This is a genomic window from Streptomyces sp. NBC_00425 (assembly GCF_036030735.1).
Lineage (GTDB): Bacteria > Actinomycetota > Actinomycetes > Streptomycetales > Streptomycetaceae > Streptomyces.
Window position 1 is genome coordinate 6,644,560 of sequence record NZ_CP107928.1, and the last position, 23,552, is coordinate 6,668,111.

Annotated in this window: 18 protein-coding genes and 2 pseudogenes; 14 read left to right on the plus strand and 6 right to left on the minus strand. The window is 69.6% G+C overall.

What is annotated here, in order from left to right:
• Positions 1-15: 15 nt before the first annotated feature.
• A complete protein-coding gene (locus tag OHS82_RS29085) occupies positions 16-1,476 on the plus strand; it encodes an aldehyde dehydrogenase family protein (protein WP_328434890.1) in 1,461 nt (486 codons plus the stop codon).
• A 668-nt stretch (positions 1,477-2,144) separates the two neighbouring features.
• Here OHS82_RS29085 and OHS82_RS29090 read toward each other — a convergent pair.
• Positions 2,145-3,140 (minus strand): Lrp/AsnC family transcriptional regulator, encoded by a 996-nt coding sequence (locus OHS82_RS29090; RefSeq protein ID WP_057574812.1) that lies wholly within the window; start codon positions 3,138-3,140, stop codon positions 2,145-2,147.
• On the opposite strand from OHS82_RS29090, the gene OHS82_RS29095 reads away from it, so the two are divergent.
• From OHS82_RS29095 to OHS82_RS29105, 3 genes are all read left to right on the plus strand, one after another.
• Entirely contained in the window at positions 3,102-4,751 is a 1,650-nt protein-coding gene (locus OHS82_RS29095) for an MFS transporter (RefSeq protein ID WP_328434891.1), read from the plus strand. The two genes, OHS82_RS29090 and OHS82_RS29095, sit on opposite strands and share 39 nt — an antisense overlap.
• Positions 4,752-4,936: 185 nt before the next feature.
• The gene (locus OHS82_RS29100; RefSeq protein ID WP_370444064.1) at positions 4,937-5,317 is read left to right on the plus strand and encodes a type II toxin-antitoxin system RelE/ParE family toxin; all 381 of its coding nucleotides are present in this window, start codon (positions 4,937-4,939) and stop codon (positions 5,315-5,317) included.
• Positions 5,314-5,652, plus strand: a complete 339-nt coding sequence (locus OHS82_RS29105; RefSeq protein WP_328434892.1) for an XRE family transcriptional regulator — start codon at positions 5,314-5,316, stop codon at positions 5,650-5,652. Before OHS82_RS29100 ends, OHS82_RS29105 begins: the two co-directional genes overlap by 4 nt.
• Positions 5,653-6,248: 596 nt before the next feature.
• Here the strand turns inward: OHS82_RS29105 and OHS82_RS29110 are convergent.
• Together OHS82_RS29110 and OHS82_RS29115 are read right to left on the minus strand one after the other, a co-directional pair.
• Positions 6,249-6,926 (minus strand): DedA family protein, encoded by a 678-nt coding sequence (locus OHS82_RS29110; RefSeq protein ID WP_328434893.1) that lies wholly within the window; start codon positions 6,924-6,926, stop codon positions 6,249-6,251.
• Positions 6,923-7,654 (minus strand): class I SAM-dependent methyltransferase, encoded by a 732-nt coding sequence (locus tag OHS82_RS29115; RefSeq protein ID WP_057574815.1) that lies wholly within the window; start codon positions 7,652-7,654, stop codon positions 6,923-6,925. The genes OHS82_RS29110 and OHS82_RS29115 overlap by 4 nt, the downstream gene beginning before the upstream one ends.
• Positions 7,655-7,777: 123 nt before the next feature.
• On the opposite strand from OHS82_RS29115, the gene OHS82_RS29120 reads away from it, so the two are divergent.
• Together OHS82_RS29120 and OHS82_RS29125 are read left to right on the plus strand one after the other, a co-directional pair.
• Positions 7,778-8,932 (plus strand): sensor histidine kinase, encoded by a 1,155-nt coding sequence (locus OHS82_RS29120; RefSeq protein WP_328436121.1) that lies wholly within the window; start codon positions 7,778-7,780, stop codon positions 8,930-8,932.
• Positions 8,929-9,579, plus strand: a complete 651-nt coding sequence (locus OHS82_RS29125; protein WP_328434894.1) for a response regulator transcription factor — start codon at positions 8,929-8,931, stop codon at positions 9,577-9,579. Before OHS82_RS29120 ends, OHS82_RS29125 begins: the two co-directional genes overlap by 4 nt.
• On the opposite strand, the pseudogene OHS82_RS29130 reads toward OHS82_RS29125, so the two are convergent.
• The 3 genes and pseudogenes from OHS82_RS29130 to OHS82_RS29140 all read right to left on the minus strand — a co-directional run.
• Positions 9,492-10,006 (minus strand): annotated as a pseudogene (locus OHS82_RS29130) (XdhC family protein); the annotation flags it as partial. The gene OHS82_RS29125 and the pseudogene OHS82_RS29130 overlap by 88 nt on opposite strands.
• Before the next feature lie 317 nt (positions 10,007-10,323).
• The gene (dctA, locus tag OHS82_RS29135) at positions 10,324-11,757 is read right to left on the minus strand and encodes a C4-dicarboxylate transporter DctA (RefSeq protein WP_057574818.1); all 1,434 of its coding nucleotides are present in this window, start codon (positions 11,755-11,757) and stop codon (positions 10,324-10,326) included.
• Entirely contained in the window at positions 11,754-12,872 is a 1,119-nt protein-coding gene (locus OHS82_RS29140; RefSeq protein WP_328434895.1) for a PrpF domain-containing protein, read from the minus strand. The genes dctA and OHS82_RS29140 overlap by 4 nt, the downstream gene beginning before the upstream one ends.
• Before the next feature lie 132 nt (positions 12,873-13,004).
• On the opposite strand from OHS82_RS29140, the gene OHS82_RS29145 reads away from it, so the two are divergent.
• The 8 genes and pseudogenes from OHS82_RS29145 (at position 13,005) to OHS82_RS29180 (ending at position 23,501) form a co-directional block, all read left to right on the plus strand.
• Complete coding sequence (locus OHS82_RS29145) at positions 13,005-13,913, plus strand: LysR family transcriptional regulator (protein WP_328436122.1); 909 nt, start codon at positions 13,005-13,007, stop codon at positions 13,911-13,913.
• Positions 13,914-14,046: 133 nt separating this feature from the next.
• Positions 14,047-14,226, plus strand: a pseudogene (locus OHS82_RS29150) (XRE family transcriptional regulator); the annotation flags it as partial.
• Between the two features lie 1,011 nt (positions 14,227-15,237).
• Positions 15,238-16,281 (plus strand): LacI family DNA-binding transcriptional regulator, encoded by a 1,044-nt coding sequence (locus OHS82_RS29155; RefSeq protein WP_328434896.1) that lies wholly within the window; start codon positions 15,238-15,240, stop codon positions 16,279-16,281.
• Positions 16,282-16,469: 188 nt separating this feature from the next.
• Positions 16,470-17,477 (plus strand): LacI family DNA-binding transcriptional regulator, encoded by a 1,008-nt coding sequence (locus OHS82_RS29160; protein ID WP_057582838.1) that lies wholly within the window; start codon positions 16,470-16,472, stop codon positions 17,475-17,477.
• Positions 17,478-17,928: 451 nt separating this feature from the next.
• A complete protein-coding gene (locus OHS82_RS29165) occupies positions 17,929-19,224 on the plus strand; it encodes an extracellular solute-binding protein (RefSeq protein WP_328434897.1) in 1,296 nt (431 codons plus the stop codon).
• 34 nt (positions 19,225-19,258) lie between these two features.
• On the plus strand, positions 19,259-20,245 hold the full coding sequence (locus tag OHS82_RS29170; RefSeq protein ID WP_443041038.1) for a carbohydrate ABC transporter permease: 987 nt from the start codon (positions 19,259-19,261) through the stop codon (positions 20,243-20,245).
• Between the two features lie 6 nt (positions 20,246-20,251).
• Entirely contained in the window at positions 20,252-21,139 is an 888-nt protein-coding gene (locus OHS82_RS29175) for a carbohydrate ABC transporter permease (RefSeq protein ID WP_057582844.1), read from the plus strand.
• 61 nt (positions 21,140-21,200) lie between these two features.
• Complete coding sequence (locus OHS82_RS29180; protein ID WP_057582846.1) at positions 21,201-23,501, plus strand: glycoside hydrolase family 3 N-terminal domain-containing protein; 2,301 nt, start codon at positions 21,201-21,203, stop codon at positions 23,499-23,501.
• Positions 23,502-23,552: the final 51 nt, after the last annotated feature.

Sequence of the window (23,552 nt, forward strand, 5' to 3'; positions counted from 1 at the left end):
AAGGAGAACGACCTCATGACCATCACCCGAGACCTGTACATCGCCGGCGAAGACGTGCCCGCCGCCTCCGGCCGGACCACCGACGACATCAACCCCTTCACCGGGGAGGTGTACGCCACCGTCGCCGCCGCCGGTCCCGAGGACGTCGCCCGTGCCGTGGACGCGGCCGACGCGGCCTTCGAGGCATGGGCCGCGCTGGCCCCCTTCGCCCGTCGGGCGATCTTCCTCAAGGCCGCCGACCTGCTGGACGGGCGCGGCGCACAGGTCGCCGACCTGATGGCGCAGGAGGCGGGCGGCACACGTCCATGGGCGTTCTTCAACGTGATGCTGGCGGCGAACATCCTGCGCGAGGCGGCAGCCGCGATCACCGCCCCGCGCGGTGAGGTGCTCAGCGCGCAGGAGCAGGGCGCGCTGGGCCTGGCGATACGCGAACCGCTGGGCGTGGTCGCGGCGTTCGCGCCCTGGAACGCGCCGGTCATCTTGGGCGTGCGCGCCGTGGCGGCGCCGCTGGCCGCGGGCAACACGGTCGTCGTCAAGGCGAGCGAGGACGCGCCGATCGCCTGTGGCCTGCTGGTCGCCGACGTGCTGCGGGAGGCCGGGCTGCCGGACGGCGTGCTCAACGTCATCACCAACGCCCGTGAGGACGCCGCCGAGATCGCCGAGACGCTGATCGCCGACGAGCGGGTGCGGGCGGTGAACTTCACCGGCTCCACCGCCGTCGGGCGGATCGTCGGAGAGCTGGCGGCTCGTCACCTCAAGCCCGCCGTACTGGAGTTGGGCGGCAAGAACGCGGTGCTCGTCCTCGACGACGCGGACGTGGACTACGCCGTGGACGCCGTGACGTTCAGCGTGTTCATGAACGCCGGACAGATCTGCATGTCGGGCGACCGCATCCTCGTCCACGAGTCCCTGGCCGAGGAGTTCATCCAGAAGTTCACCGCGAAGGCGGGTTCGCTGGCGGCCGGTGACCCCGGGGAGCCGTACACGGTCGTGGGCCCGCTGGTGAGCTCACAGGCCGCCCGGCGGGTGGCCGGCCTGGTCGCGGACGCCGTGGCCAAGGGCGCGAAGGTCCTGCTCGGCGGCGGTGAACCGGACGGCGCGGTCCACCCCGCGACCGTCCTCACCGCTGTCCCGAAGGGCGCGGACCTGTACCACACCGAGGCGTTCGGCCCGGTCTGCGTGATCGAGACCTTCTCCGACGACGACACCGCGGTGGCCCTCGCCAACGACACCGACAACGGCCTGACCTGCGGCATCATCACGGAGAACGCCACCCACGGACTGACGGTGGCGCGCCGGATCCGGACGGGCATCGTGCACATCAACGACCAGACGGTGGCCGACGAACCGCAAGCCCCGTTCGGCGGAGCGAAGGCCTCCGGGTACGGGCGCTTCGGCGGCCGTTGGGGGGTCGAAGCGTTCTCGAACACCCGCTGGGTGACCATCGCCACGCAGCAAGCGCACTACCCCTTCTGAACCGGATCGGAGTGCCGGGGCCCACTGGGCGATCAAGGCGAAGCCCGGACCACCGGACGGCCTGTCGGGCACGTCGCGACAGGGCTGGGAACACGCTGCCCACGCGCCTTGGGAGCGACATGAACAAATCGACAGCCCCGACATCCAGCGCACTTCCCTCGCGTGGTCTGTTGGTGATCCGGCAATAAAACGCGGAGCTGTCCCGCCTACGCGCGGAGCCGACGAGATCGCGACCATCGAATACCAGGGCGACTGCGAGCTATGCCCGCGCGGGGGGCCGAACGGTGTTGTCACGGGTGCCGGTACGTCTGGTTCGCGGTCCGGGGGCTCGGGAACTACCCGAAGAGGAAACGGCCCTGCGGGGGTCGTCATCGGCCTCTTCCCCGAAGTCGTTGGCGCGGGGAGCTGGCGGCCGGGTCGTACGAAGGTCTCAACGGCCGCAGTTTTTGAGATGCCTTTCCCGCTCCGCGGATACGGACGTCAGCGGTTGGTGAGCCGATCGTCTGTCTGAGGCACCGCAGACGGGTGAGTCCTCAAGCCGTGCCCGGCCAGGTCTGGAGCCGGAAGAGGACGAAGCGACGCGGCCCGCCGGCCTCGTGCAACTCTTCGGCGTGGGTTTGCGGTCGTCGTAGCCGACCATCCGGGCGACCACCGGAGCGGGGCGGGGATCAGGGTCTCCGCAAAGCCACCGCCGCCTTGTATGTGCGCAGTACCGGGGCCGTTTCAATGCGTGCCACCGCCTCCAATGCCACGCGCCGCGTGAGGTATGCGTGGAGCGCCTCTGCGTCCTGGCACAACGCCTGCGCGACCACATTCGTCGGCCCCGTCGTCGCCGCGACCAGCGCCAGTTCCTCGTGACCCGCCAGGGCGGTCGCCACCGTCTCCAACTGCGCGGGCGCGACCTGCATCCACAACAGCGCCGACACTGTGACGCCGACCAGCGCCGGATCCACGTCCACGTCGAAGAACAATGCTCTGCGCGTCCGCAGTTCGGCGAGCCTGCGGGCCACCGTCGACGCCGTCGTACGGGTCACCGCCGCCAGTTCTGCGTAGCTGATCCGAGCGTCCTCGCGCAACGCGTCCAGTAGGACCCGGTCCGCGCCGGTCAGCTGGTACGGCTCTTCCCCAGGTTGCGCGGCGCGCCCGCTGACGCCGGTTGCTTCCCGTTCGGCGCGTAGCCGAGCCTGCTGCTCCTCGTCCAGGACGTTCACCCGTCCCCGCCATGCGGTCGGCCCGCCGAGATAGGTGTGCAACAGGTAGTGCGCGGAGACCGAGGTGATCCCGGCGGTACGCGGGATGTCGCGCAGCAGCAGAGCGTGCGCGTCCGGACCCGACGGTGCTGTGTGGATGATCGCCACGATCTCCGTTCCGCCGGACGTCAGCCGCACCCACGAGGTGTCCGGCCGGCGCGCGAGCGCCACTGCGATGTCGTGCGCGCTGCGCGTCGCGGCCGTCAGCCGCACGAACCACTGGTGCGCGCCCGCGCTGCGCGGTGTCGGCAGCGTCACCACCCGCAGCCCGGCCTGTGCGTACAGGCGACGGTAACGACGGACGACGGTTTGAGTCGAGGAGCCGAGGACCTCGGCGATGAGAGTGAACGGCGCCCGTGCGTCCACCTGCAGGGCATGGATCAGACCTCGATCCAGATCATCCAGCACAAGCATATTCAGCAAATTATCCGATCTGGATGGAAGAAATCACCTATCGATCACGAAGAAATGGAAGCTGTTGCGAGTGGGCGGGCACGGTGGTCACCTGCCCGCCGCGACCCGTATCCCTGGGGAGACCGCATGTCCCGCACCACCGGCACACCCGCCACCGTTCCTGCCGCATCGGGTACCCCCGCCTCTACTGACGCGCCCGCGCCATGCGGGTGGCGCTGGATCGCACTCGCCGCGCTCCTTGCCGCCGAGGCTATGAACCTGCTCGACGCCACGATCGTCCAGGTCGCTGCCCCTGTCATACATACCGACCTCGGCGGGGCGGGCGCTACCATCCCGTGGTTCAGCGCCTCCTACACCCTCGCCTTCGCCCTCGGCCTGCTCACCGGCGCACGCCTTGGCGACATTCACGGCCGGAAGCGCGTCTTTCACGCCGGGGTCATCGCATTCGCCGTCACCTCCCTGGCGTGCGCGCTCGCTCCCACCACCACTGCTCTCATCATCCTGCGCGCCCTGCAAGGGACCGCCGCGGCCGCAATCATCCCGCAGACGTTCGGGCTGATCCGCGCGATGTTCACCGGCACCGAACTGTCCAAGGCCCTCGGCATGATCGGTCCCGTCATGGGGCTGTCTGCCGTTGCCGGCCCCGCGCTCGGCGGCGTCCTCACCCACGCCGACTTGCTCGGCGCCTCCTGGCGCGCCGTCTTTCTCGTCAACCTTCCTCTCGCCGCTGCCGTCCTGGCCGCCACACCCCGGCTGCGCGAAGACCGCGCCCCCGTCCGGCCCCGCCTCGACCCGGCCGGCACCGCACTGGCCATGCTCGGAACCGCCCTGCTGGTGTGCCCGCTCGCCACCGGACGCCCCGGACCCGCAGCGTGGGCGACCGCCGCGGCCGGCGCCGCCGTCCTGACGGTGTTCGTCGCCCAGCAGCGCCGAACCGCCCGCCGTGGCAAAGCCCCGTTGGTCGAACCCGCCCTGCTGCGCGGCCGCTCCTTTCCCGCGGCACTGGCCACGTCCACTCTGTTCTTCGCCGTGATGAACGGCGTAATGATCACCGTCGTCCTCCACCTCGAACTCGGCCTCGATGACGGGCCGCTCACCGCCGGACTCAGCCTGTTGCCCTGGTCCACAGGACTGGCCGTCGCTTCCTGGGCCGCCGGAAGCCACCTCGTCCCCCGGTACGGCGCCCGCGTCATGCACGCCGGCATCGCAACCTTCGCCGGCGGGCTGGCCGCCGCCGCGCTGGCCTACCGCGCCGCTGCCCCCGATGCCTACCCGACAGCCCTCCCGTTCGCCCTCGCGTTGGCAGGGCTGGGCTCCGGGCTGTTCACGCCACCGTTCTTCACCACCGCGCTGGGAGCCGTCGGACCACAGGAGACCGGATCCGCGGCGGGACTGCTCAACGCGGTCCAACAACTCGGCGGAACCCTCGGAGTCGCCCTCATCGGCGGGCTCTACCTCGACACAACCGGCGGCCCTCGCACCGCAGCCGAACACGCGCTTGGCGTAGCAACCTTGCTCCTGGCCGCCACCGCGGCGGCCGCCGGTGTGATGACCGCGCGCCGTACCCGATCGACCGGTCCTGCCGACGAGGTCAGGGACGAGACAGGCTGATCGTCACACCGGCTGTCCGATCCACGGGCCCGCGTCTGTCGCACGCTCACAGCGCCGAACAGGCTCGTGGTGGAGCAATTCGGGATCGCGTCGCGAACCCGCCCTTGGCGGCGGTGGTCGGTGCGGCCGAGGAGGCGCAGGTCTCCCGCCTGGTGTGGCTGTCGTCGTTCGGCGTCGGCCACACCTTGGCTTGGTCGAAGATCATCGTGGTCGAGCCTGCTCTTTCGTGGCTTCACGGCCTGCGCCGTACTGACCGCGACACCCTGATTCAGGTCGGCCAGGCTGTCTCCGCCCTCCAGGAGGAAGGCCCCGCGCTGGGCCGGCCTCTCGTGGACACGATCAAGGGCTCGGCGCTGTCGAACCTCAAGGAGCTGCGCCCGGGCTCGGCGGGGGCCACGGAAGTGCGGTTGTTGTTCGTGTTCGACCCGGACCGCCAGGCAGTGATCCTGGTCGGTGGTGACAAGGCGGGCAACTGGTCCGGCTGGTACCGCGTCGCGGTGCCCCAGGCGGAGCAGGCGTACGCGGAGCATCTGAAGCGAATCGATGGAGAGGACGGGGCACGATGACTGATCACCTCAAGGGCCCGCAGGCTGTCTCCTGGGGAGACCTGACCGAGGGTTTCGCCTTCACCGATGCCGAGAAGGACCAGATCCACAAGGGGGCGCAGGCGATGGTCCTGGCCTCCCGTGTGCACCGCCTCGCCGAGTTGCGGAAGCGGCAGCACACCGAACAGGTTCAGGTCGCCGAAGCCATGGGGGTTACCCAGGCCCGCGTCTCACGCATCGAGAAGGGTCAGTTGGAGCGCAGCGAGGTCGACACCCTCGCCGCCTACGTCAAGGCGCTCGGCGGCAAGCTGAAGATCGTCGCTGACTTCGGCGACGAGAGCTACGTCCTCGGCTGACCCGATCGACGGGCTGCGCCCAGGTCCTGCGCAGTCCGGTGGACGGATTCGCCTCGTCCTCGTGACGTCAGGGTTGGTGCTCCACCCCGGTACAGGGGTGGAGCACCAACGCGTCGGTAAGGCACTCCGCTGTGCGAGGGTTCCATCCCCTTTAGCACGTCTGACCTGCAAGAACGGCGTGAATCGGCATTGATCGGCAAGGGCCGCCAAGATCCCCAATGGACTCATAATCCGTCGGCCGTGGGTTCGAGTCCCACCCGCCCCACCTGTGCAGGATCCTGACCTGCGGAAACGTTTCTCGTGAGGTGTCGGAGCGTCAACTGTCGCTCAACGGACTGAATCCGCTGCGCGCGGCTTTAAACGGCCCGGTCTGTTCGATGAGTTGCTCGAGCGGGGTGCCGCCGTCGCCCCGCGCCGCCCATGGCTTCGTGACGCCGGAACGAAACAGCACGCCGGGTTACTACCGTGACGTGGGCGCTGAGGTCTGGTCCGATGATGTCGGCCGGTTCGGCTCGGGGTCCGGCCGGTCTCCCGCCGGCCAGGGCGTCGCCGACCGGCGTACTTCTCCGGGACCGGATCCAGGCCGTGATCTTCGCCTACGACACTGGCCTCGTCAGACCCGCCTGAACGTGGCCGGTGGCCGTCGTGGCGGGCTCGGACACCGGTTCCTGGGTCGGAGGAGACGGGCGGCGCTTTCTTCGCCACAGCAGCGTGCCGATCACCATCAGAGCGACGAGGGCGAGGGCAGGGCCGCCCAGGGTGAGGACGCGCTGGAGAGAGGTCGCGGCAGCGTATCCGACACCTGCTTCCGCGGTGGCCCACACACAGGCGGCGACGACGCTGTACGGGGCGATGCGGCGGTAGGGCAGGCGGGTGACGCCCGCGGAGTGCGGGGCGAGGGTGCGCACCACCGGCAGGAAGCGGGCCAGGAAGACCGCTCGGCCGCCGTGGCGCGTCATCAGCGTCTCGGCCTGGTGCCAGGCGGCACACGGTATCCGACCCCCTATGCGGCCTCCGCGCAGCTGTTCACCGAGGAGTCTGCCGGTTCGATGGGCCAGGAAGTCACCCACCACCACGGCTCCGGCCGCGGCAGCGATCACGAGGGGGAGGCTGATGTGGCCGGTGCGGGCCAGCGCGCCGGCTGTCAGGAGCAGGGTGAGCGTGGGGATGAAAGCGCCGACGAGAAGGATCGACTCAGCCAGGACCGCGGTTGCCACCACCGCGTACGCCGCGACCGGCGAGATATGGCCGAGGATGTCGGAGAGCGCGTTCACCGACTTGCCCGGTCTGTCTGCGGCTCGAGCTGGTCCTGGTGCGCGGAGACAAGGGGGCGTTGCAGATGCCAGACGTAGGCGGGGGGAAGGTTGGCCCATACCGTCCAGCGGCCCGTGGCGTAGGTGTGCTGGTAGGCGGCCATGATCTCGTCGACGGCGGCGTGGCGGCGGGCTTCGGCTCGCGATGCCGTCAGGGCACGCGCCTTGCGGGTGCCGAGGTAGGCGAAGTAGGTCAGCGTGCCGCCTGGGTGGAGCAGTTCCATGTAGAGGGCCATGATCCGCCCGACCTGCACGGGCGGGAAGTTGGTCAGCGGCAGCCCGGAGACGATCACGTCGTACCGCTGGTCGCTGTCGAGCTGCTCTACGTAGGTCTGATGCACGTTCACCTGCGCGGGCCTGGCAGCCAGGTCCGGATGCGTGGTGACGAGACGGCGCAGTCGCGCGGCGAAACGCGGGTTCGCCTCGACGATGTCCAGGCGGCTGGCTCGGGGCAGTTCGGGTATCAGGGTGCGGGTGACCGCGCCGGTGCCGGCACCGGCCTCCAGGACCGCCAGCGGGCGGGGTGCCTGAGCCCGTACGGGATCCGTCAGAGCGCGGGCCAGGGCCTTTCCGCTGGGGGCTATGGCACCCGTGGTGCGCAGATCACGGGCTGCTTCGATCAGGAACATCCAGCCTTCGGCATTGCGCTGCGCCAGGACACGGTCGTGGGAGGTGGTGCAGTCGTTCATGGAATCGACGCTAGAAAGCCGCGACCGTCATCGGATCCTCCGTTCTGCGACGGCGTACCCCTACGAAAGTAGGGGGTGAACATCGCCGATCGCCGGACGGAACGGCGCACCGGTCTGCCTAGCATGGGCCAGGTGAGCAGCAGAGAAGGCCGCAGATGGGCGGCCTACGGGCGTGGCGCACTCGTGGCGTTGTGCGTACTGGCCGCCGCGCTGAACGACATGTCGTTCGAAGGGCACTACCTGGCCCCCGTCGTCACCGCGGCGCTGGTGTGCGGAACGGCCCTGCTCGTACCCCGGCTGCGCTGGCCGGTCGCGCCGCTGTTGGTGACCGTGGCCACGGCGTGGTGGGGATGGCCGTTGCTGCCACTGCTGGCTGTCACCCTGTTCGACCTGTCCGTGGATCGCCGAGCGCGGGTGGCGGTGGGATGCGCCGTCGCCGCCCTGGGCGCCAACCTGCTCAGCTACCGGGCCACCTCCCTGTGGACGGCGCAGTCCTACGCGTCCACGCTGCTCCTACCAGTGCTGGCCGTGCTCGTCGGGCTGTGGCTGGGTGGCAGGCGCCGCCTGGTCCGGGCACTGGCAGCCGACGTCGAGCACCTGCGCATCGAGTCGCAGCTGCGCGAGGAAGCGGCCCGCATCGCGGAACGGTCCCGTATCGCCGCCGAGATGCACGACGTCCTGGCCCATCGCCTGAGCCTGATCGCGCTGCACACCGGCGTGCTGGCCACCAAGGGCGACATGCTGCCCGCACCGGTCGTCGAACGACTCGGTCTGCTGCGCACGGCGTCCGTCGAAGCCCTCACCGATCTGCGCGACGTTCTCGGTGTGCTGCGCGACCCCGACGCCACGCCGGCCGGCGCCGCGCTCACGCCGGTGATGAGGGACGTAGGGGAACTGGCCGACGAGGCCCGCGCCGCCGGCCAGCACGTCGAGCTGACCATCGACGGCCTTCCCGAACAGGCTCCCACCACCCACCGCCTGGCCGTGCACCGCGTCGTGCGGGAAGCACTGACCAACGCCCGCAAGCACGCCGACGGTGCTCCGGTGACCGTACGCATCGACTACCGACCGCCGGCCACCCTCGTCGAGGTCACCAACCCTCCTGGCACTTCCCGCACGGACACCGTCGGCAGCGGCTACGGACTCGTCGGTCTGCGCGAACGCGTCACCGCCCTCGGCGGCCACCTGAACGCCGGACCGGCCGGCGCGGGCGCGTGGCGCGTGGCCGCCCGCATCTCCCACCCCCTCGGCATCGAGCAGAACGGCACCCCCACATGATCCGTGCCATGATCGTCGACGACGATGCCCTGGTCCGCCTCGGCCTCGCCGACCTCCTCAACGGCGACCAGGGCATCGAAGTGGTCGCCCAGGCCACCGACGGCCTCCAGGCCATCGAGCAGGCCACCGCCCACCGCATCGACGTCGCCCTCGTCGACGTCCGCATGCCCCGCATGGACGGCATCACCGCCACCGCCCGCCTGCGAGCCCTGCCCTACCCCCCGAAGGTGATCACCTTGACCACCTTCGACCTCGACGAATACGTCTACGAGGCCCTCGCCGCCGGAGCCGACGGGTTCCTCCTCAAGGACACCGACCCCGCCGAAATACTGCGCGCCGTCCACCTGGTGGCCGCCGGCTCGGCCATGCTCCACCCCACCGCGGCCCGCCGCCTCATCGACCGCTACCACGCCACCCACCAGCCCCAGGTCACCGCGGCTCAGGCCCGGTTGGAGCGGCTCACCCCCCGCGAACGCGACGTACTCGCCCTGCTCGCCAAGGGCGACACCAACGCCGACATCGCCACCCGTCTCGCCATGCGCGAGAGCACCGTCAAGGCTCACGTGAGCCGCATCCTGACCGCGCTGGAGGTCACCAACCGCGTCCAAGCCGCCCTCGTGGCCCGCGACGCAGGCCTCACCTCCTGACCCGAGCAGTTTGTTACTGCGTGGCGGCCACTAGCCGGGTGGATGGGGCCCGTGCCGTTGGACAGGGACCGGCCGGTGCCGTGGTGGGTGTGGGCGATGATCTCGGCTGTGATGGAGATGGCTGTTTCCTCGGGAGTGCGGGCGCCGAGGTCCAGTCCGATCGGGGAGTTGAGGTGGCTGAGTCGCCCCGCGGTGACGCCGGCCTCCCGCAGTCGCTGGTTGCGGTCCTCGTGCGTGCGACGGGACCTCATCGCGCCGACGTGGGCGACGGGGTGACCCAGCGCCGGGCTCAGGAGGGGGATGTCGAATTTCGGGTCGTGGGTGAGGACGCAGATCGCGGTGCGGGCGTCGACCTCGTGGCCGTGAGGTGGCGGTGGGGCCAGTCGACGACGACTTCGGCGGCGTGCGGGAAGCGGGCGGCGGTGGAAGCCGGGATCGTCCAGCTCGCGCGCGAGGACGCACTTGAAGGACCACACGGAGCAAGCCCAGGCCAGCGCAGGGGATTCCCGAAATTGCGTCTCCAGGCGAAACCAACCGCGTCACCAGCCACCAACCCGCCGACCTGCACCTTCAGTTCGGCGATGACTCCAGAACCCCCGAATTTCGCGGAGGACAGGAGCATCCTGCCTCGGCACCGGCTACCCACCCCCTGCAGCGACCTGAGGTGGTGCCATGAGTGCCGTGTTCCTGATCAGGAGAAGAGCCGGTCCGGAGCCCGAACTCCGGACCGGTTGTGTGGGTACGTCAGCCGACGGCCGGCACGGGGACACGGTCCGTTCCGGCCGCTTCCTTGACGTCGGCGTCCCCGGCCCTCTCACCCGGCGCGGGATCGGTGTACGGCGCGGCGGTGTGATCGGCCTCGGGGCCGGAGGTGTACGGAATCTCGCCGCGCAGGACGGCCCTGGCGCGGTCCGCATCCAGTTCCCCCTCCCACTTGGCTACCGCCAGGGTGGCGACGCCGTTGCCGACCACGCTGGTCAGGGCACGGGCCTCGGACATGAAGCGGTCGACGCCGAAGATGAGCGCCAGGGCGGCGACGGGGACGTGCGGAACGGCGCTGAGGGTGGCGGCCAGGGCGATGAAGCCGGAGCCGGTGACCCCGGCGGCGCCCTTGGAGGTGAGCAGCATGACGGCGAGCATCGACAGTTGCTGGGTGAGGCTGAGGTCGATGCCGAGGGCCTGGGCGAGGAAGACCGAGCCCATGGTCAGGTAGATCGCGGTGCCGTCGAGGTTGAAGGAGTATCCGGCGGGCAGCGTGATGCCCACGACCGGTTTGGAGGCTCCGGCGTGCTGCAGTTTGGCCATCATGCGCGGCAGCACCGGCTCGGAGGACGAGGTACCCAGAACGATCAGCAGCTCTTCCTTGATGTAGCGGAGGAAGGGCAGCAGACGCAGGCCGTTGAAGCGCATGACCGTCCCGAGGACGACCAGGACGAAGAACAGGGCAGTGAGCCAGAAGGAGCCGACCAGCAGGAAAAGGTGCCGCAGGGTGTCCAGGCCGTAGTTGCCGATGGTGAAGGCCATGGAGCCGAAAGCGCCGATCGGGGCCAGCCGCATGATCCAGCGGATGAGCGTGAAGAGGACCTTGGACAGCTTCTCGATGCCCTGGGTGATCCCCGCACCCGCCTCGCCGGCGGCGTTCAGCCCGAAGCCGAACAGGACCGAGATCAGCAGCACCGGCAGGATCTCGTGGCCGGTCAACGCGCTGATGAGGGTGTCCGGAATCGTGGAGAGGACGAACGCGGCGACGCTCTCGTGGCTCTGGGTCGCCTCCGGCGGCAGGCCCTCGGTGGAGAGGGTGGAGACCTCGACGTGCAGTCCGACGCCGGGCTGGACGAGGTTGACGACGACCAGGCCGATCACCATGGCGACGGTCGTCAGCACCTCGAAGTAGATCAGGGCCTTGAGACTGACGCGGCCCACTGCACGCGCGTTGCCCATGGAGGCGATGCCATGGACGACGGTACAGAAGATGACCGGCGCGATCATCATGCGTACGAGCGCGATGAAGCCGTCGCCCAAGGGTTTCAGGTCGGCTCCGAACGACGGCCACAGCCAGCCGACGGCTGCTCCGGCGAAGACACCGATGAGGCACTGGACGTAGAGCAGGGACAGCAGTCGGCGGATGCGGCCGGGTGGAGCGGTGACGGTGCCCGGGGCGGCGTCGTTGCGGCTCATGCGGGGCGTCCTTCCAGGACGGGAACGAGGAGTTCGGCTCGGGCGATGCGGCGGGCGGCGCGGTGCAGCAGCACCGTGGGGGACGCACCCTCCGCTGCGGGGACGGCTCGGGCGGTGATGACACCGGCCGGGGTGCCCAGTCGCAGCGTGCCGTCGGCGGTCTGCCGGGCGACGCGGTGGGCGAGGGTGCCGGGGGTAGCGGCTGCGGTGGCCAGCGCGACGGCCGAGGTGAGACCGATCGCCGGGTGGGGGGCGTGCATCGAGACCATCCGGACGGCCAGGTCGTACTCGTCCGGTCCGACCGGGGTGCCGTCGGTGGTGCGGTAGGCCGCGGGGCGGGCGACGACGCCGACCTTCGGCACGGCGTGGCTGACGGGATCGTTCTCCTTGGCCAGGCCCATGGCAAGGGCGGCCTGACGGCGCAGCATGGTGAGCGTGGGCACTGCCGCGGCGAACTCGGCCAGGGACTCGGTGCCCTGCAGGCCGAAGGCCTTGGCCTCGAACAGCGCGGCCGGGGCGCCGGCGTCGACCAGAGACACCTCGATCCCGCCAACCGGGCCGGTCAGGGTGTCCACGGCGTGGCCGGTCGGCAGGGTGCGGCCCGTGGTCGAACCCGCCGGGTCCTCGAAACCGAGCAGGACCGGAACCCCGAGCGCGGCGGTGCCGGGCACCGCGGCCGTGCCCTCGTCGAAGGCCGTCCGCCCGGGAGTGGGGATGGTGCCGGTGAGGCGGGCCCGGGTGTTGACATTGAGCATCCGCACCGTGGTGGAGTCCGACGTGATCGGCACCAGGCCGTTGTGGACGGCGTACAGGGCGACGGCGGTCGCGCAGTTGCCGCAGTTGCTGGCCCATTCCACGCGCTCGTCGCCGATGCCGACCTGCGCGAAGGCGTACTCGACGTCGATGCCCGGTTTCGTCGAGGTCCGGACGATCGCCGCCTTGGAGGTGGTGGAGGAGGCACCGCCGACACCGTCGATCTGGCGAGGGTCGGCGGCGTTGTAGGCGGCCAGCAGCAGGGTGTCGGCGTCCACGCCGGTCGCCACCACGTCATGGTGGTCGAAGATCCAGCACTTGCTGGTTCCTCCGCGGATCATCTCGCCCTGCAGACGCAACACAACGGTCTCCTCGTGGAAACCCCGACGGCACTTCCGTGTGGGGTGCGATCCACAGTGAGCGCGCGAAGCGTGAAGTACAATCTCGGAAATCTGCATGGGTATTAAGGTGAAGTTAATGCTGGAGGTGACATGATGCTCGACGTCCGGCGCATCCTGCTCTTCACCGAGGTCGCCCGCCGGGGCTCTGTCACCGCGACCGCACGAGCCCTCAACTACACTCCGTCAGCGGTGTCCCAGCAGGTCAGCCGCCTGGAAGCAGAAGCCGGGCAGCCCCTGCTGGAGCGCCATGCTCGGGGCGTCACGCTCACCGATGCGGGCCGCGCGCTGGCCGAACGGGGAGAGCGGATCGAGCGCGAACTGACGGCCGCGGAGAACGAGCTGGCCGACTTCGCGGGACTGCGCGCGGGCACCCTCCGGGTCGGAACCTTCCCCACCGTCGGCGCCTCCCTCCTCCCGCGGGCTGTGATCGCCTTCCGGGAAGCGCATCCGGACGTACGGCTGACCGTGCGCAGCGCCCGCATCGCGGGCCTGTGGGCGATGCTGGAGAACCGGGAGATCGAAATGTCCCTGATGTGGGACTACGACTGGAACCGCATCGACCGCGAGGACATCGCCGTCACCACACTGGCCGACGACCCCCCGGCCCTCCTCGTCGGCCAGGGCCACCCCCTGGCCGACCGCCCTTCGGCCGCCCTCGCGGACTTCGCGAACGATCCATGGATCACCCGCGCCGACCACCACCCGGTGGCCGAGGCCCTCGCCCGGAGCTGCCACGCAGCCGGCTTCGAGCCGCAGATCGCCTACGAGGCCCACGACTACCAGGAGGCCCAGGCCATGGTCGCCGCCGGCATCGGCGTCGCCCTCGCCCCCACCCTTGCTCTGGAAGGCATCCGAGCCGGTGTCAGCATCCTGCCGCTGCAGCCCGCCGGCCCGGTGCGCCGCATCCTCCTCGTCCGCATGAGCGACCACGCCCTCACCCCCGCCGCCCAGGCCTTCGCGGTCTTTCTCCGCAACAGCGCCGCCGCCGCTACGGTGGCATGACCTGTCGCGTTGATCGGCCGCCGGTGACTCCGCGCCGTCGGTGGCGGCCGGATCGGCTGCATCGAACCTCCTCGGATCGTTGGTGAAGAAGCCCGGCACGCTTTCGGCGACGTAGGCCGTCGTCAGATCGCAGCGCACCACGCAGGTTCAGGTCGCCGAAGCCGTGGGCGTCACCCAGGCCCGCGTCTCACGCACCGAGAAAGGTCAACTGGAGCGCGGCGAGGTCGACACCCTCGCCGCCTACGTCAAGGCGCTCGGCGGCAAGCTGAAGATCGTCGCTGACTTCGGTGATGAGAGCTACCTCCTCGGCTGACCCGATCGACGCGCCGCTACCCAGGTCGATGCACAGTCCGGTGGGCGGGAACGCCTCGTGACGTCAGGGATGATGCTCCACCCCGGTGGCCTGGGATGGAGCATCATCGCGTCGGTAAGGGACTCCGCTGCGAGAAGGGTCCGGGCCCTCGGCTGAACAGGGCGGACGCGGCTGCCGCTGTGGCAGTGTCCAACTCGTCGACCCCCAGGGGCCATTGAGGGGCCACAAGGACAGGAACAGGCTGACGGACACTGCACACGGCTGACATAGACCAGCACGTCTGACCTGCAAGAACGTCCTGAATCGGCACTGATCGGCAAGCACCGCCAAGATCCCCAATGGACTCATAATCCGTCGGCCGTGGGTTGGAGTCCCGCCCGCCCCACCTGTGCAGGTCCGTGACCTGCGGAAACGTCTCAGCGGACGTGCGGATCAGGGCGTTGAAGAGGGCGGATGGGGGTAGTCCGGGTGCTCGGGCAGGTCGGGCGAGGCCACTGGTCCGCAGCGGGCCCGTGATGTCTGCGAAGCCCTCGACCGCGAACTGCTGCCCAGGAACATCGAAGGCACCCGCGCCAAGCTGAAACGCTCTGTCAAGCTCGGCGCCCTCACCGAGATCGACACCGGCAGCTTCGCCAGGAAAGCAGTAACCGACCAAGGCCCGCGACCAACCGGGGAAGGAGCATGCCCCGCCGACGTCCGGCCCGCGACTGTGAGTCCCTCCCCGCCAGCTCAGCGGGAGTCTGTCTCCAGCGCCGGGCTGGCGAGGACGCGCGTGTCGGGTGCGAGTACGGGCGGCGGCTCCGCCGTGGGCTCGTCCAAGGCCACGGGCGGGCCTGGCGGTGGGGGCAATACGGCACCGGCGGCTCCAGCCAGCGGCTGGAAACGTTTCGCCGAACGTAAGGGCACCACGTCGCCGAAGTCCAGACCCTGGGCAGGAAAACTCCTCAATGCGAGGATCGAGACGGCTGCACGGGTGCCCTTCGCTCAGCCACCGAGATCGGGGAGAGAACGTTGCCCAGCCAGCAGGACGACACGGGTCGGCGGCCCGCCACCATGCGCGACGTCGCGACCATGGCCGGGGTGGGGATCGCCACCGTCTCACGGGTCGTCAACGGCAAGCCCGTCACCCCCGACCTGGCGGAACGGGTGACGCGCGCCGCCGAGCTGCTCGGCTACCGCCACGATCTGACGGCCAGCAGCCTGCGCCGGGCCGACCGCCGCACCAGCACCCTCGGCCTGGTCCTGGAGGACGCGGCCAACCCCTTCTCCGCCGCGCTGCACCGTGCGGTGGAGGACGCCGCCGCCGAGCGCGGCCTGCTGCTCCTGGCCGGATCCACCGACGAGGACCCGGTCCGGGAACGCGGCCTGCTGAAGACGCTCACCGCCCGCCGGGTCGACGGCCTCATCGTGGTGCCCACCGGCCGGAACGACACCGACCTCGACGCTGCCCGCCGCGCCGGCACACCCGTCGTCTGCGTGGACCGCCGCACCACGGCGCCGCAGGTGGACGCCGTGACCGTGGACAACCGCGCGGGCGTGCGGGCGGCGGTGAAGAGACTGCACGAGGCAGGCCACCGGCGCATCGCCTTCCTCGGGGATCTCCGCTCGATCTGGACCGCCGAAGAGCGTTACGCCGGGTTCGTGGAGGGGCTCGCCGAAGCGGGATGCGTCCTGCACCCCTCCCTCGTCAGGCGCGGCCTGCACGGCGCGGAAGCCGCCCGCGCGGCCACCCGCGCACTTCTGGCCCTCGCCCACGCGCCCACCGCGCTCGTCTCCGGCCAGAACCTCCTGACCGTCGGGGCCCGCATGACCCTGCAGGAGCTTCAGCTACAGCGCCGCGTGGCCCTGATCGGATTCGACGACCTGCCCCTCGCCGACCTGCTCGAACCCGGCATCTCGGTGATCGCCCAGGATCACGCCGCCATCGGCCGGGAGGCCGCGAGCCTGCTGTTCGACCGGCTCGAGGGCGAGGGCGGACCCGCCCGTCACCGCGTGCTGCCCACCCGCTACCTCGCCCGCGGCTCCGGCGAACTCCCCGCTCCCGAAGACGGCTGACGACATCCCCGTGAACGAGTTGTTTCCGGTGTGTTGACGGGGCGAGCTTCTCGATGCTTCACTGCCGGAACTGGTACCGAAACCGGTTCCGGCACCGATCCCGGTACCGGTTCCACCGATCTCTGTACGATCGGTCCTTCGGTGCGGGAGAACGTCTTCCGCCTCTGCGTGGAGTGAGAGGAGGTGGCATGGGAGTCACCATCGCCGACGTGGCCGCACGGGCCGGCGTCAGCAAGACGACGGTCTCGCGAGTGCTGAACGGCAAAGGCGAGATCAACGAGAACACCGTCCTGAAGGTCCGCAAGGCGATATCGGAGCTCGGCTATGTGCCGAGCGCCGGAGCAGTCGGGCTCGCACGCGGCACGACGCAGATGATCGGCATGCTGGTCCCTGACCTGGCCTGGGCCTGGTCCGGCATCGTGCAGGCGGTCGTCGAAACGCTGGAGGCCGAGGGTTTCGGGCTGCGCATGCTGACCTGGAACCGCGGTGAGGAGTCACTGCGCAGGCTCGGTCTTCAGGTCGCCGCCAAGTCGTTCGACGGTCTGCTGGTGATAGAGCCCGAGGGCGCCATGGGCTACATCACGGAACTGCACGGAGCGGGGCTGCCGGTCGTACTGATCGACGACCGCTTCCAGCGGCCGGGATTCCCCTACGTGGCCACCACCAACCGGGAGGGGGGTGAGCAGGCGGCGCGCCACCTGCTGGACATCGGCCGCCGTCGTCCTCTGGTCGTGACCGGCCCCGATGCCTTCGGCTGCACCCGGGAACGGCTGGGCGGCTTCGTGGATGTATTCGCGGAAGCCGGTATCGAGATCGACCAACGCAGCATCATCTGCGGCGACTTCCAGTTCGAACGCTGCCGGAGCGCGGTCGCGGGCGCTCTCGCGGACGGCCTGGAGTTCGACTCGGTCTTCGCACACAACGACCCCTCGGCAGCCGGCGTGCTCGCCGCCCTGCACGAGGCCGGTCTTTGGGTTCCGCAGGATGTCGCCGTGGTGGGGTTCGACGATGTCGAGATGGCGTCGTACACCTATCCGGCACTCACCACCATCCGCCAGCCGATGCGGGAGATGGGTGCGGCGGCGGCGCGTCTGCTGCTGGACCACGTGCGCGGATCGCCGGAGGCCGCCCCCTCGTGCGTCATTCCCACCAGCCTCGTGATCCGTGGCTCGACGTTACAGCCGGGCTCGAACTGACGCCGCGTTCTCGCGATGCGCACGGCGTGAGCTTCTCACCGAACCGTCCGTCTCCGCCGATCCTGTCCTGCCCCGCAGGCGGAGACGGACTCCATCCGGCCGTGGAACGGACCCTACCGGCGCTCAGGCAGGCCGGTAGGTCGCCCAGCTCTGCCTGAAGCCGCTCCACGCAGCGGCCCTGACCGGCCTGTTCGCCATCCGGTCTGCCCCACCACCCTCACCCTTCACGCGGAACCGTGTTCACGCGTCACCGTCGAGGTGCCGTTTCCCTCGATGTCTTCTCGGTCCGGCACCGATCGGTAAGCCTGGCACAGCCGCCACCGGCTTCGCCCCGGACGTTCCAGCCGCGCCCTGCGGCTGACCGTCGATACCGCTCGGGCGCCCGCTAGTTCCCAGCCTTCGCCCCCTGGCCCCCGCGCCTGTATCACCTCAACGGCAAGGAGTTGCACCCATGCGTACGACCCGCCCCACCACCAGAACCCTGCAGATAGCCTGCGCCACCGTCACGGCAGCCCTGGTGGCCACCGGCTGCGGCCGGAGCGCCGACTCAGGACCCGGCAAGGACGCACCCGCGAAGATCGGCAGCGGCAAGGCCACGGGCAAGGTCGTCATGTGGTCCATGGGCGATCCCGACAAGTCCCTCCAGAGCCTGGCCAAGAAGTTCGAGGAGCAGAACCCCGGCGTGAAGGTGCAGATCACCCCGGTGCCCTGGGCCTCCGCCCACGACAAGCTGACCACTGCCATCGCCGGCGGCAACACACCCGACATGTCCGTGATCGGCACCACCTGGATGGCCGAGATGGCCGGCATGAACGGCTTCCAGGCCACCCCGACGTCGATCAAGTCGTCGGACTTCTACCCGGGGCAGTGGGACACCACGAAGTACAAGGACACCTCCTACGGCGTCCCGTTCATCGCCGACACCCAGGCGGTCTATTACCGCAGCGACCTCACGGCGAAGGCCGGTATCAAGGGCGCCCCGGCAAGTGACTGGGCCGGCTACCTGAAGGATCTGAAGGCCATCCAGGCCACTGCGGGCAAGGAGAACCCGAAGCTGCGCTACGCCAGCGGGCTGTCGATCGGCTTCAACTCCTGGATCTTCCTGCTGCCGCTGGTCTGGCAGCAGGGCGGCGACATCTACGACCCGAGCACCAAGAAGTTCACCTTCGACTCGCCGGCGGTCGCCAAGGCGCTGGAGTACTACGCGAGCGTCCCGACGGAGGGCTTGGCGCCCACGGACAAGACGGACAGCCTGCAGGCTTTTCAGGACGGACAGATCGCCGTTTACAAGGACGGCGCGTGGGTCAGCGGCAGCCTCCGCAAGGACGCCCCGAAGCTGGACAGCAAGTGGAAGACCATGCCGCTGCCGAAGGGCAAGCAGGCGGCCGGGTTCGCCGGCGGCAGCGACCTGGCGGTGTTCAAGGACGCCAAGAACTCCGACGCGGCCTGGAAGTTCGCCGAGTTCCTCACCGAACCCGCCAACCTCGCCGCCTACGCGAAGGCAACGGGTTCCCTTCCCGCCACGCCGGGGGCGTGGGACGCAGCGAAGCTGAGCGACGACGAAGCGATGCAGGCGTTCGCCGAGCAGCTGAAGGTCAGCAAGGCGCCGCCCGCCATCACCACCTGGCAGCAGGTCGCCGACGCCATCGACTCCGAACTGGAGAAGCTCAGCCTCGGCAAGGCCACCGTCGCCCAGGCGCAGCAGGACCTGCAGTCCAAGGCCACCGGCATCGGCACGGGCCGCTGAACGGCCGCCACGTGAGCACCCCTCGTACGGACGGATGACATCCATGTCCACGAAAACACTCCCCGGGCGGGGCGGCACCCACGAACCGAGCACCGCACGGCCCGAGAGGGGCACCGGTCGTCGGCTACTCGCCCTCCGCAGTACCGCGCGCGGCAGGCAGACCCGGGCCGCGTGGATCCTCGCGGCTCCCTTCCTGGCCTTGTTCCTGGCGTTCATGCTGCTGCCGGTCGTCTGGTCGCTGCTGATGAGCCTGACCGACACGCAAAGCGCCGACCTGCGGACCCCGTTGAGCGTGTCGTTCACCGGCTTCGACAACTACGTACGGCTGTTTGAGGACGAGCAGTTCGTTCATGCGCTGCGCAACACGGCCGTGTTCGTCCTGGTGGGTCTGCCGTTGACGCTGGCCACCGGGCTGGCCGCGGCGGTCGCCCTCAACAGCGGCATCAGCCGCTTCCGGGCCGTCTTCCGGGTCGGCTTCTATCTGCCGGTGATCACCAGCGTCGTGGCGGTCGCGGTGGTGTGGAAGACGCTGCTGGAGCCGCGGGCGGGGCTGGTGAACACGGTTCTGGGATGGTTCGGGATCGACGGTCCGGCGTGGCTGGCGGACACCCGGTTCGCTCTCCCCGTCATGATCGTGATGGCGGTGTGGCGCAACCTCGGCACCGTCATGATCATCATGCTGGCGGGTCTGCAGTCCGTGCCCCAGTCCCTGATGGAGGCGGCCGAGCTCGACGGGGCCGGGGCCTGGCAGCGGTTCTGGCGGGTCACCTTCCCGCTCCTGCGTCCGGCCCTGCTGCTGACCGCGGTCACGACCGGCATCGGCTATCTGCAGTTCTTCGACGAGCCGTTCGTCATGACCGACGGCGGACCGCTGGACTCCACCCTGTCCGCCACGATGTACGCCTACAACCAGTTCGGCAACGGCAACTACGACGTTGCGTCGGCCGCCGGTTACGTCGTCTTCGTCCTCATCATCGCGCTGACCGTGCTGCAGTTCCGCGTGCTGCGAGACAAGGACTGATGCCCCATGAGCACTCTCTCCGCCCTTCGGCCGGCCGGGCCGGGCACGGACCGGACTCTGCGGCGGCGTCGCATCCGGCAGAAATGGGGCCATCCCTGGCTGTATCTGCCGCTGTTCGGCTGCTTGCTGTTGATGGTCGCGCCGTTTCTGTGGATGCTCTCCGGTTCCTTCAAGCCCGAGGCGGACATCCGCAAGGTGCCGCCGGTCCTGGTCCCAACCGCGCCCACGCTGGGCAGCTACCGGCAGCTGTTCAGCAGCCTGGACTTCACGACCATGTTCGCCAACTCGGTGATCGTGGCCCTGGCCGTGACCGCGGGCAACCTGCTGTTCTGCTCGATGCTCGGCTACGCCCTGGCCAAGCTGGACTTCCCCGGCCGACGTGCTGTGTTCAGCCTGGTCATCGGCACCCTGATGGTGCCGGGCCTGGTCACCTTCGTGCCCCTGTACGTGCTGGTGGCCAACATGAAGCTGACCGGCTCGCTGCTCGGGCTGATCCTGCCGTTCCTGGCGGCCCCCTTCGGGGTGTTCCTGATGCGGCAGTTCATCTCCACCCTGCCCGACGAACTCATCGACGCCGCCCGCGTCGACGGCTGCCGTGAACTGGCCATCTACTGGAAGATCATCCTGCCTCTGACCAGGCCGGCCCTGGCCACATTGGGGATCATCACCTTCCTGGGCTCCTGGAACAACTTCCTGTGGCCCCTGGTCGTGGCCCAGAACGCGGACCAGTACACCCTCCCCGTCGGCCTCGCCCTGGCCAGCAGCGGACAGGACTTCACCCGCTTCGGCGTCCTCCTCGCCGGCTCCGTCGTCGTCCTGCTCCCTGTGATGGTCGTCTTCCTGCTCTTCCAGCGCCACTTCGTCGCCGGCATCGCCACCACCGGCCTGAAGTGACCTCCCTCGCCTACCCCCGTTATCCCTCTGACCTGTGACGACTCATGACTTGGAGAACATAGTGGGACACCCGGTCCGCTCTGCTGTGTACCTGGATGCGGACGCGTCCGTGGAAACGAGAACCGAGGACCTGCTGTCCCGGATGACCTTGCAGGAGAAGGTCGGGCAGTTGCTGATGCTCGACGCCCAACACGGGGACCTCGAGGACATCGTGTCGGCCAAGCTGGCCGGGTCGGTCCTGCATGTGACGCCCGCACGGATGCCGGAGGCCATGGAACGGGCCCAGCGGACACGGCTAGGCATTCCGCTGCTGACCGCCGACGACTGCATCCACGGCCACTCGTTCTGGCCGGGCGCGACCATCTTCCCCACACAGCTCGGCATGGCCTGCACCTGGGATCCCTCTCTGATCCACCGGGTCGCCCGTGCGTCCGCGATCGAGATCTCGACGACCGGGATCCACGGGACGTTCTCCCCGGTGCTGTGCATCACCCGCGACCTGCGCTGGGGCCGGATCAACGAGACGTTCGGCGAAGACCCGTACCTGATAGGCGAGTTGGGGGCCGCGATGGTGCGCGGCTACCAGGGTGAGGGCCTCGGCGACCCGACCGCCGTGCTGGCGTACGCCAAGCACTTCGCGGGCTACTCCGAGACCCTGGGCGGACGCGACGCCAGCGAGGCGGATCTCAGCCCGCGCAAGCTGCGCTCGTGGTTCCTGCCCCCGTTCGAGCGGGCGGCCCGGGCCGGCTGCCGCGGCTTCATGCTGGGCTACCAGTCGATCGACGGGGTGCCCATCACCGCGAACGAGTGGCTGATCAACGACGTGCTCAAGGGCGAGTGGGGTTTCACCGGCACGCTGGTGACCGACTGGGACAACGTCGGACGGATGGTCTACGACCAGCGGACCTGCGCCGACTACGCCGAGGCGGCGGCGGTCGCCGTCAACTCCGGAAACGATCTGGTCATGGCCACGCCCGCGTTCTTCGAGGGCGCCCAGGAGGCGGTCGCCCGCGGCCTGGTCGAAGAGAAGCAGATCGATGACGCGGTACGGCGGGTGCTGCGGCTGAAGTTCGAACTCGGGCTCTTCGAGGACCCCCGCGCCCCCGACCCCGAGCGGCAGGCACAGGTGATCGGCTGCCGCGAGCACGCCGACCTCAACCTCGAGACCGCCCGACGTTCCCTGGTACTGCTGCGCAACGAGGGGATCCTGCCCCTCGACGGCGGGCTGACCGCGGCCGGAACCGGCCGCGCCACAGGCCAGGGCTCGCCACGCACGATCGCGGTCATCGGCCCCAACGCCGACAGCCCGGAGGCCATGCTCGGCGACTGGGCGGGTGCCACCGGCCAGGTGCCGTGGATGCCCGAAGGACATCCACGGGAGTTGGTGGAGACGGTGCTGGACGGCCTTCGCGCCGTCGTTCCCGCCGACTGGACCGTCACCCACGCCCGCGGAGCCGACATCGAAAGCCCGGCCTTCGACCCCGACCAGTGGGTCGCCGGGCCCGACGGCCAGCCGCAGCCGCCCGCCTTCATCCCCGCCCCGGTCGACGAGGCACAGCTTCGGGAGGCCACCGCCGCGGCAGAGGCCGCGGACTACGCCGTCGTGGTCGTGGGGGACACCAAGGCCCTGACGGGCGAGGTGCGCTCCACGGCCACCCTCGACCTCCAGGGAGGCCAGATCGCGCTGCTGGACGCGGTCGCCGCCACCGGCACGCCCATGATCGTCGTACTGCTGCAGTCCAAGCCGAGCACCCTCCCCGACTCGGCACTGAACGCGGCAGCGCTCATCGAGGCGTTCAACCCGGGCATGCGCGGCGGCCGTGCCGTCGCCGAACTCCTCCTCGGACTCACCGAACCCAGCGGCCGGCTCCCGGTCTCCTTCGCACGCCACGTCGGGCAGCAGCCGGTCTACTACAACCAGGTGCGGGGCCAGCACGGTGACCGCTACGCGGACCTCACCCAGGACCCCCTGTTCGCGTTCGGCGAGGGCCTGAGCTACACCACCGTGACCTACTCCGACCTCACCGTGCACGAGGACGAGGTCTCCGCCGACGGCACAGTCCACGCCACCGTACGGCTCACGAACAGCGGAAGCCGTCCGGCCCTGGAGACGGTCCAGGCGTACGTCAGTGACCTGACCACCAGCGTCACTTGGGCCGAGCAGGAGCTGAAGGCGTTCACCCAGGCCGAAGTCCCGCCCGGTGAAACCCTCGCCGTCGGCATCAGCGTCCCTGCCGGACACTGCTCACTCGTCACCGCCGACAACCGTCGCGTGGTCGAACCAGGCGAGTTCATGCTCCGCGTCGGCCCCAGTTCACGACGGGAGCACCAGCTCAGCGCGGGATTCCGCATCCGGGCCTGAACGCCGTTTGCGGGACATGCGAACGCTGCTCGAAGCCCCCGCCCAGCCGAT

Bases quoted from the DNA above. Each gene is read 5' to 3' on its own strand.
- OHS82_RS29125 (WP_328434894.1), top strand. From the start codon at position 8,929: ATGATCCGTGCCATGATCGTCGACGACGATGCCCTGGTCCGCCTCGGC.
- OHS82_RS29160 (WP_057582838.1), top strand. From the start codon at position 16,470: ATGGGAGTCACCATCGCCGACGTGGCCGCACGGGCCGGCGTCAGCAAG.
- OHS82_RS29120 (WP_328436121.1), top strand. From the start codon at position 7,778: ATGGGCCAGGTGAGCAGCAGAGAAGGCCGCAGATGGGCGGCCTACGGG.
- OHS82_RS29175 (WP_057582844.1), top strand. From the start codon at position 20,252: ATGAGCACTCTCTCCGCCCTTCGGCCGGCCGGGCCGGGCACGGACCGG.
- OHS82_RS29115 (WP_057574815.1), bottom strand. From the start codon at position 7,654: ATGAACGACTGCACCACCTCCCACGACCGTGTCCTGGCGCAGCGCAAT.
- dctA (WP_057574818.1), bottom strand. From the start codon at position 11,757: ATGAGCCGCAACGACGCCGCCCCGGGCACCGTCACCGCTCCACCCGGC.
- OHS82_RS29170 (WP_443041038.1), top strand. From the start codon at position 19,259: ATGACATCCATGTCCACGAAAACACTCCCCGGGCGGGGCGGCACCCAC.
- OHS82_RS29090 (WP_057574812.1), bottom strand. From the start codon at position 3,140: ATGCTTGTGCTGGATGATCTGGATCGAGGTCTGATCCATGCCCTGCAG.
- OHS82_RS29095 (WP_328434891.1), top strand. From the start codon at position 3,102: ATGGATCAGACCTCGATCCAGATCATCCAGCACAAGCATATTCAGCAA.
- OHS82_RS29145 (WP_328436122.1), top strand. From the start codon at position 13,005: ATGCTCGACGTCCGGCGCATCCTGCTCTTCACCGAGGTCGCCCGCCGG.
- OHS82_RS29085 (WP_328434890.1), top strand. From the start codon at position 16: ATGACCATCACCCGAGACCTGTACATCGCCGGCGAAGACGTGCCCGCC.
- OHS82_RS29105 (WP_328434892.1), top strand. From the start codon at position 5,314: ATGACTGATCACCTCAAGGGCCCGCAGGCTGTCTCCTGGGGAGACCTG.
- OHS82_RS29165 (WP_328434897.1), top strand. From the start codon at position 17,929: ATGCGTACGACCCGCCCCACCACCAGAACCCTGCAGATAGCCTGCGCC.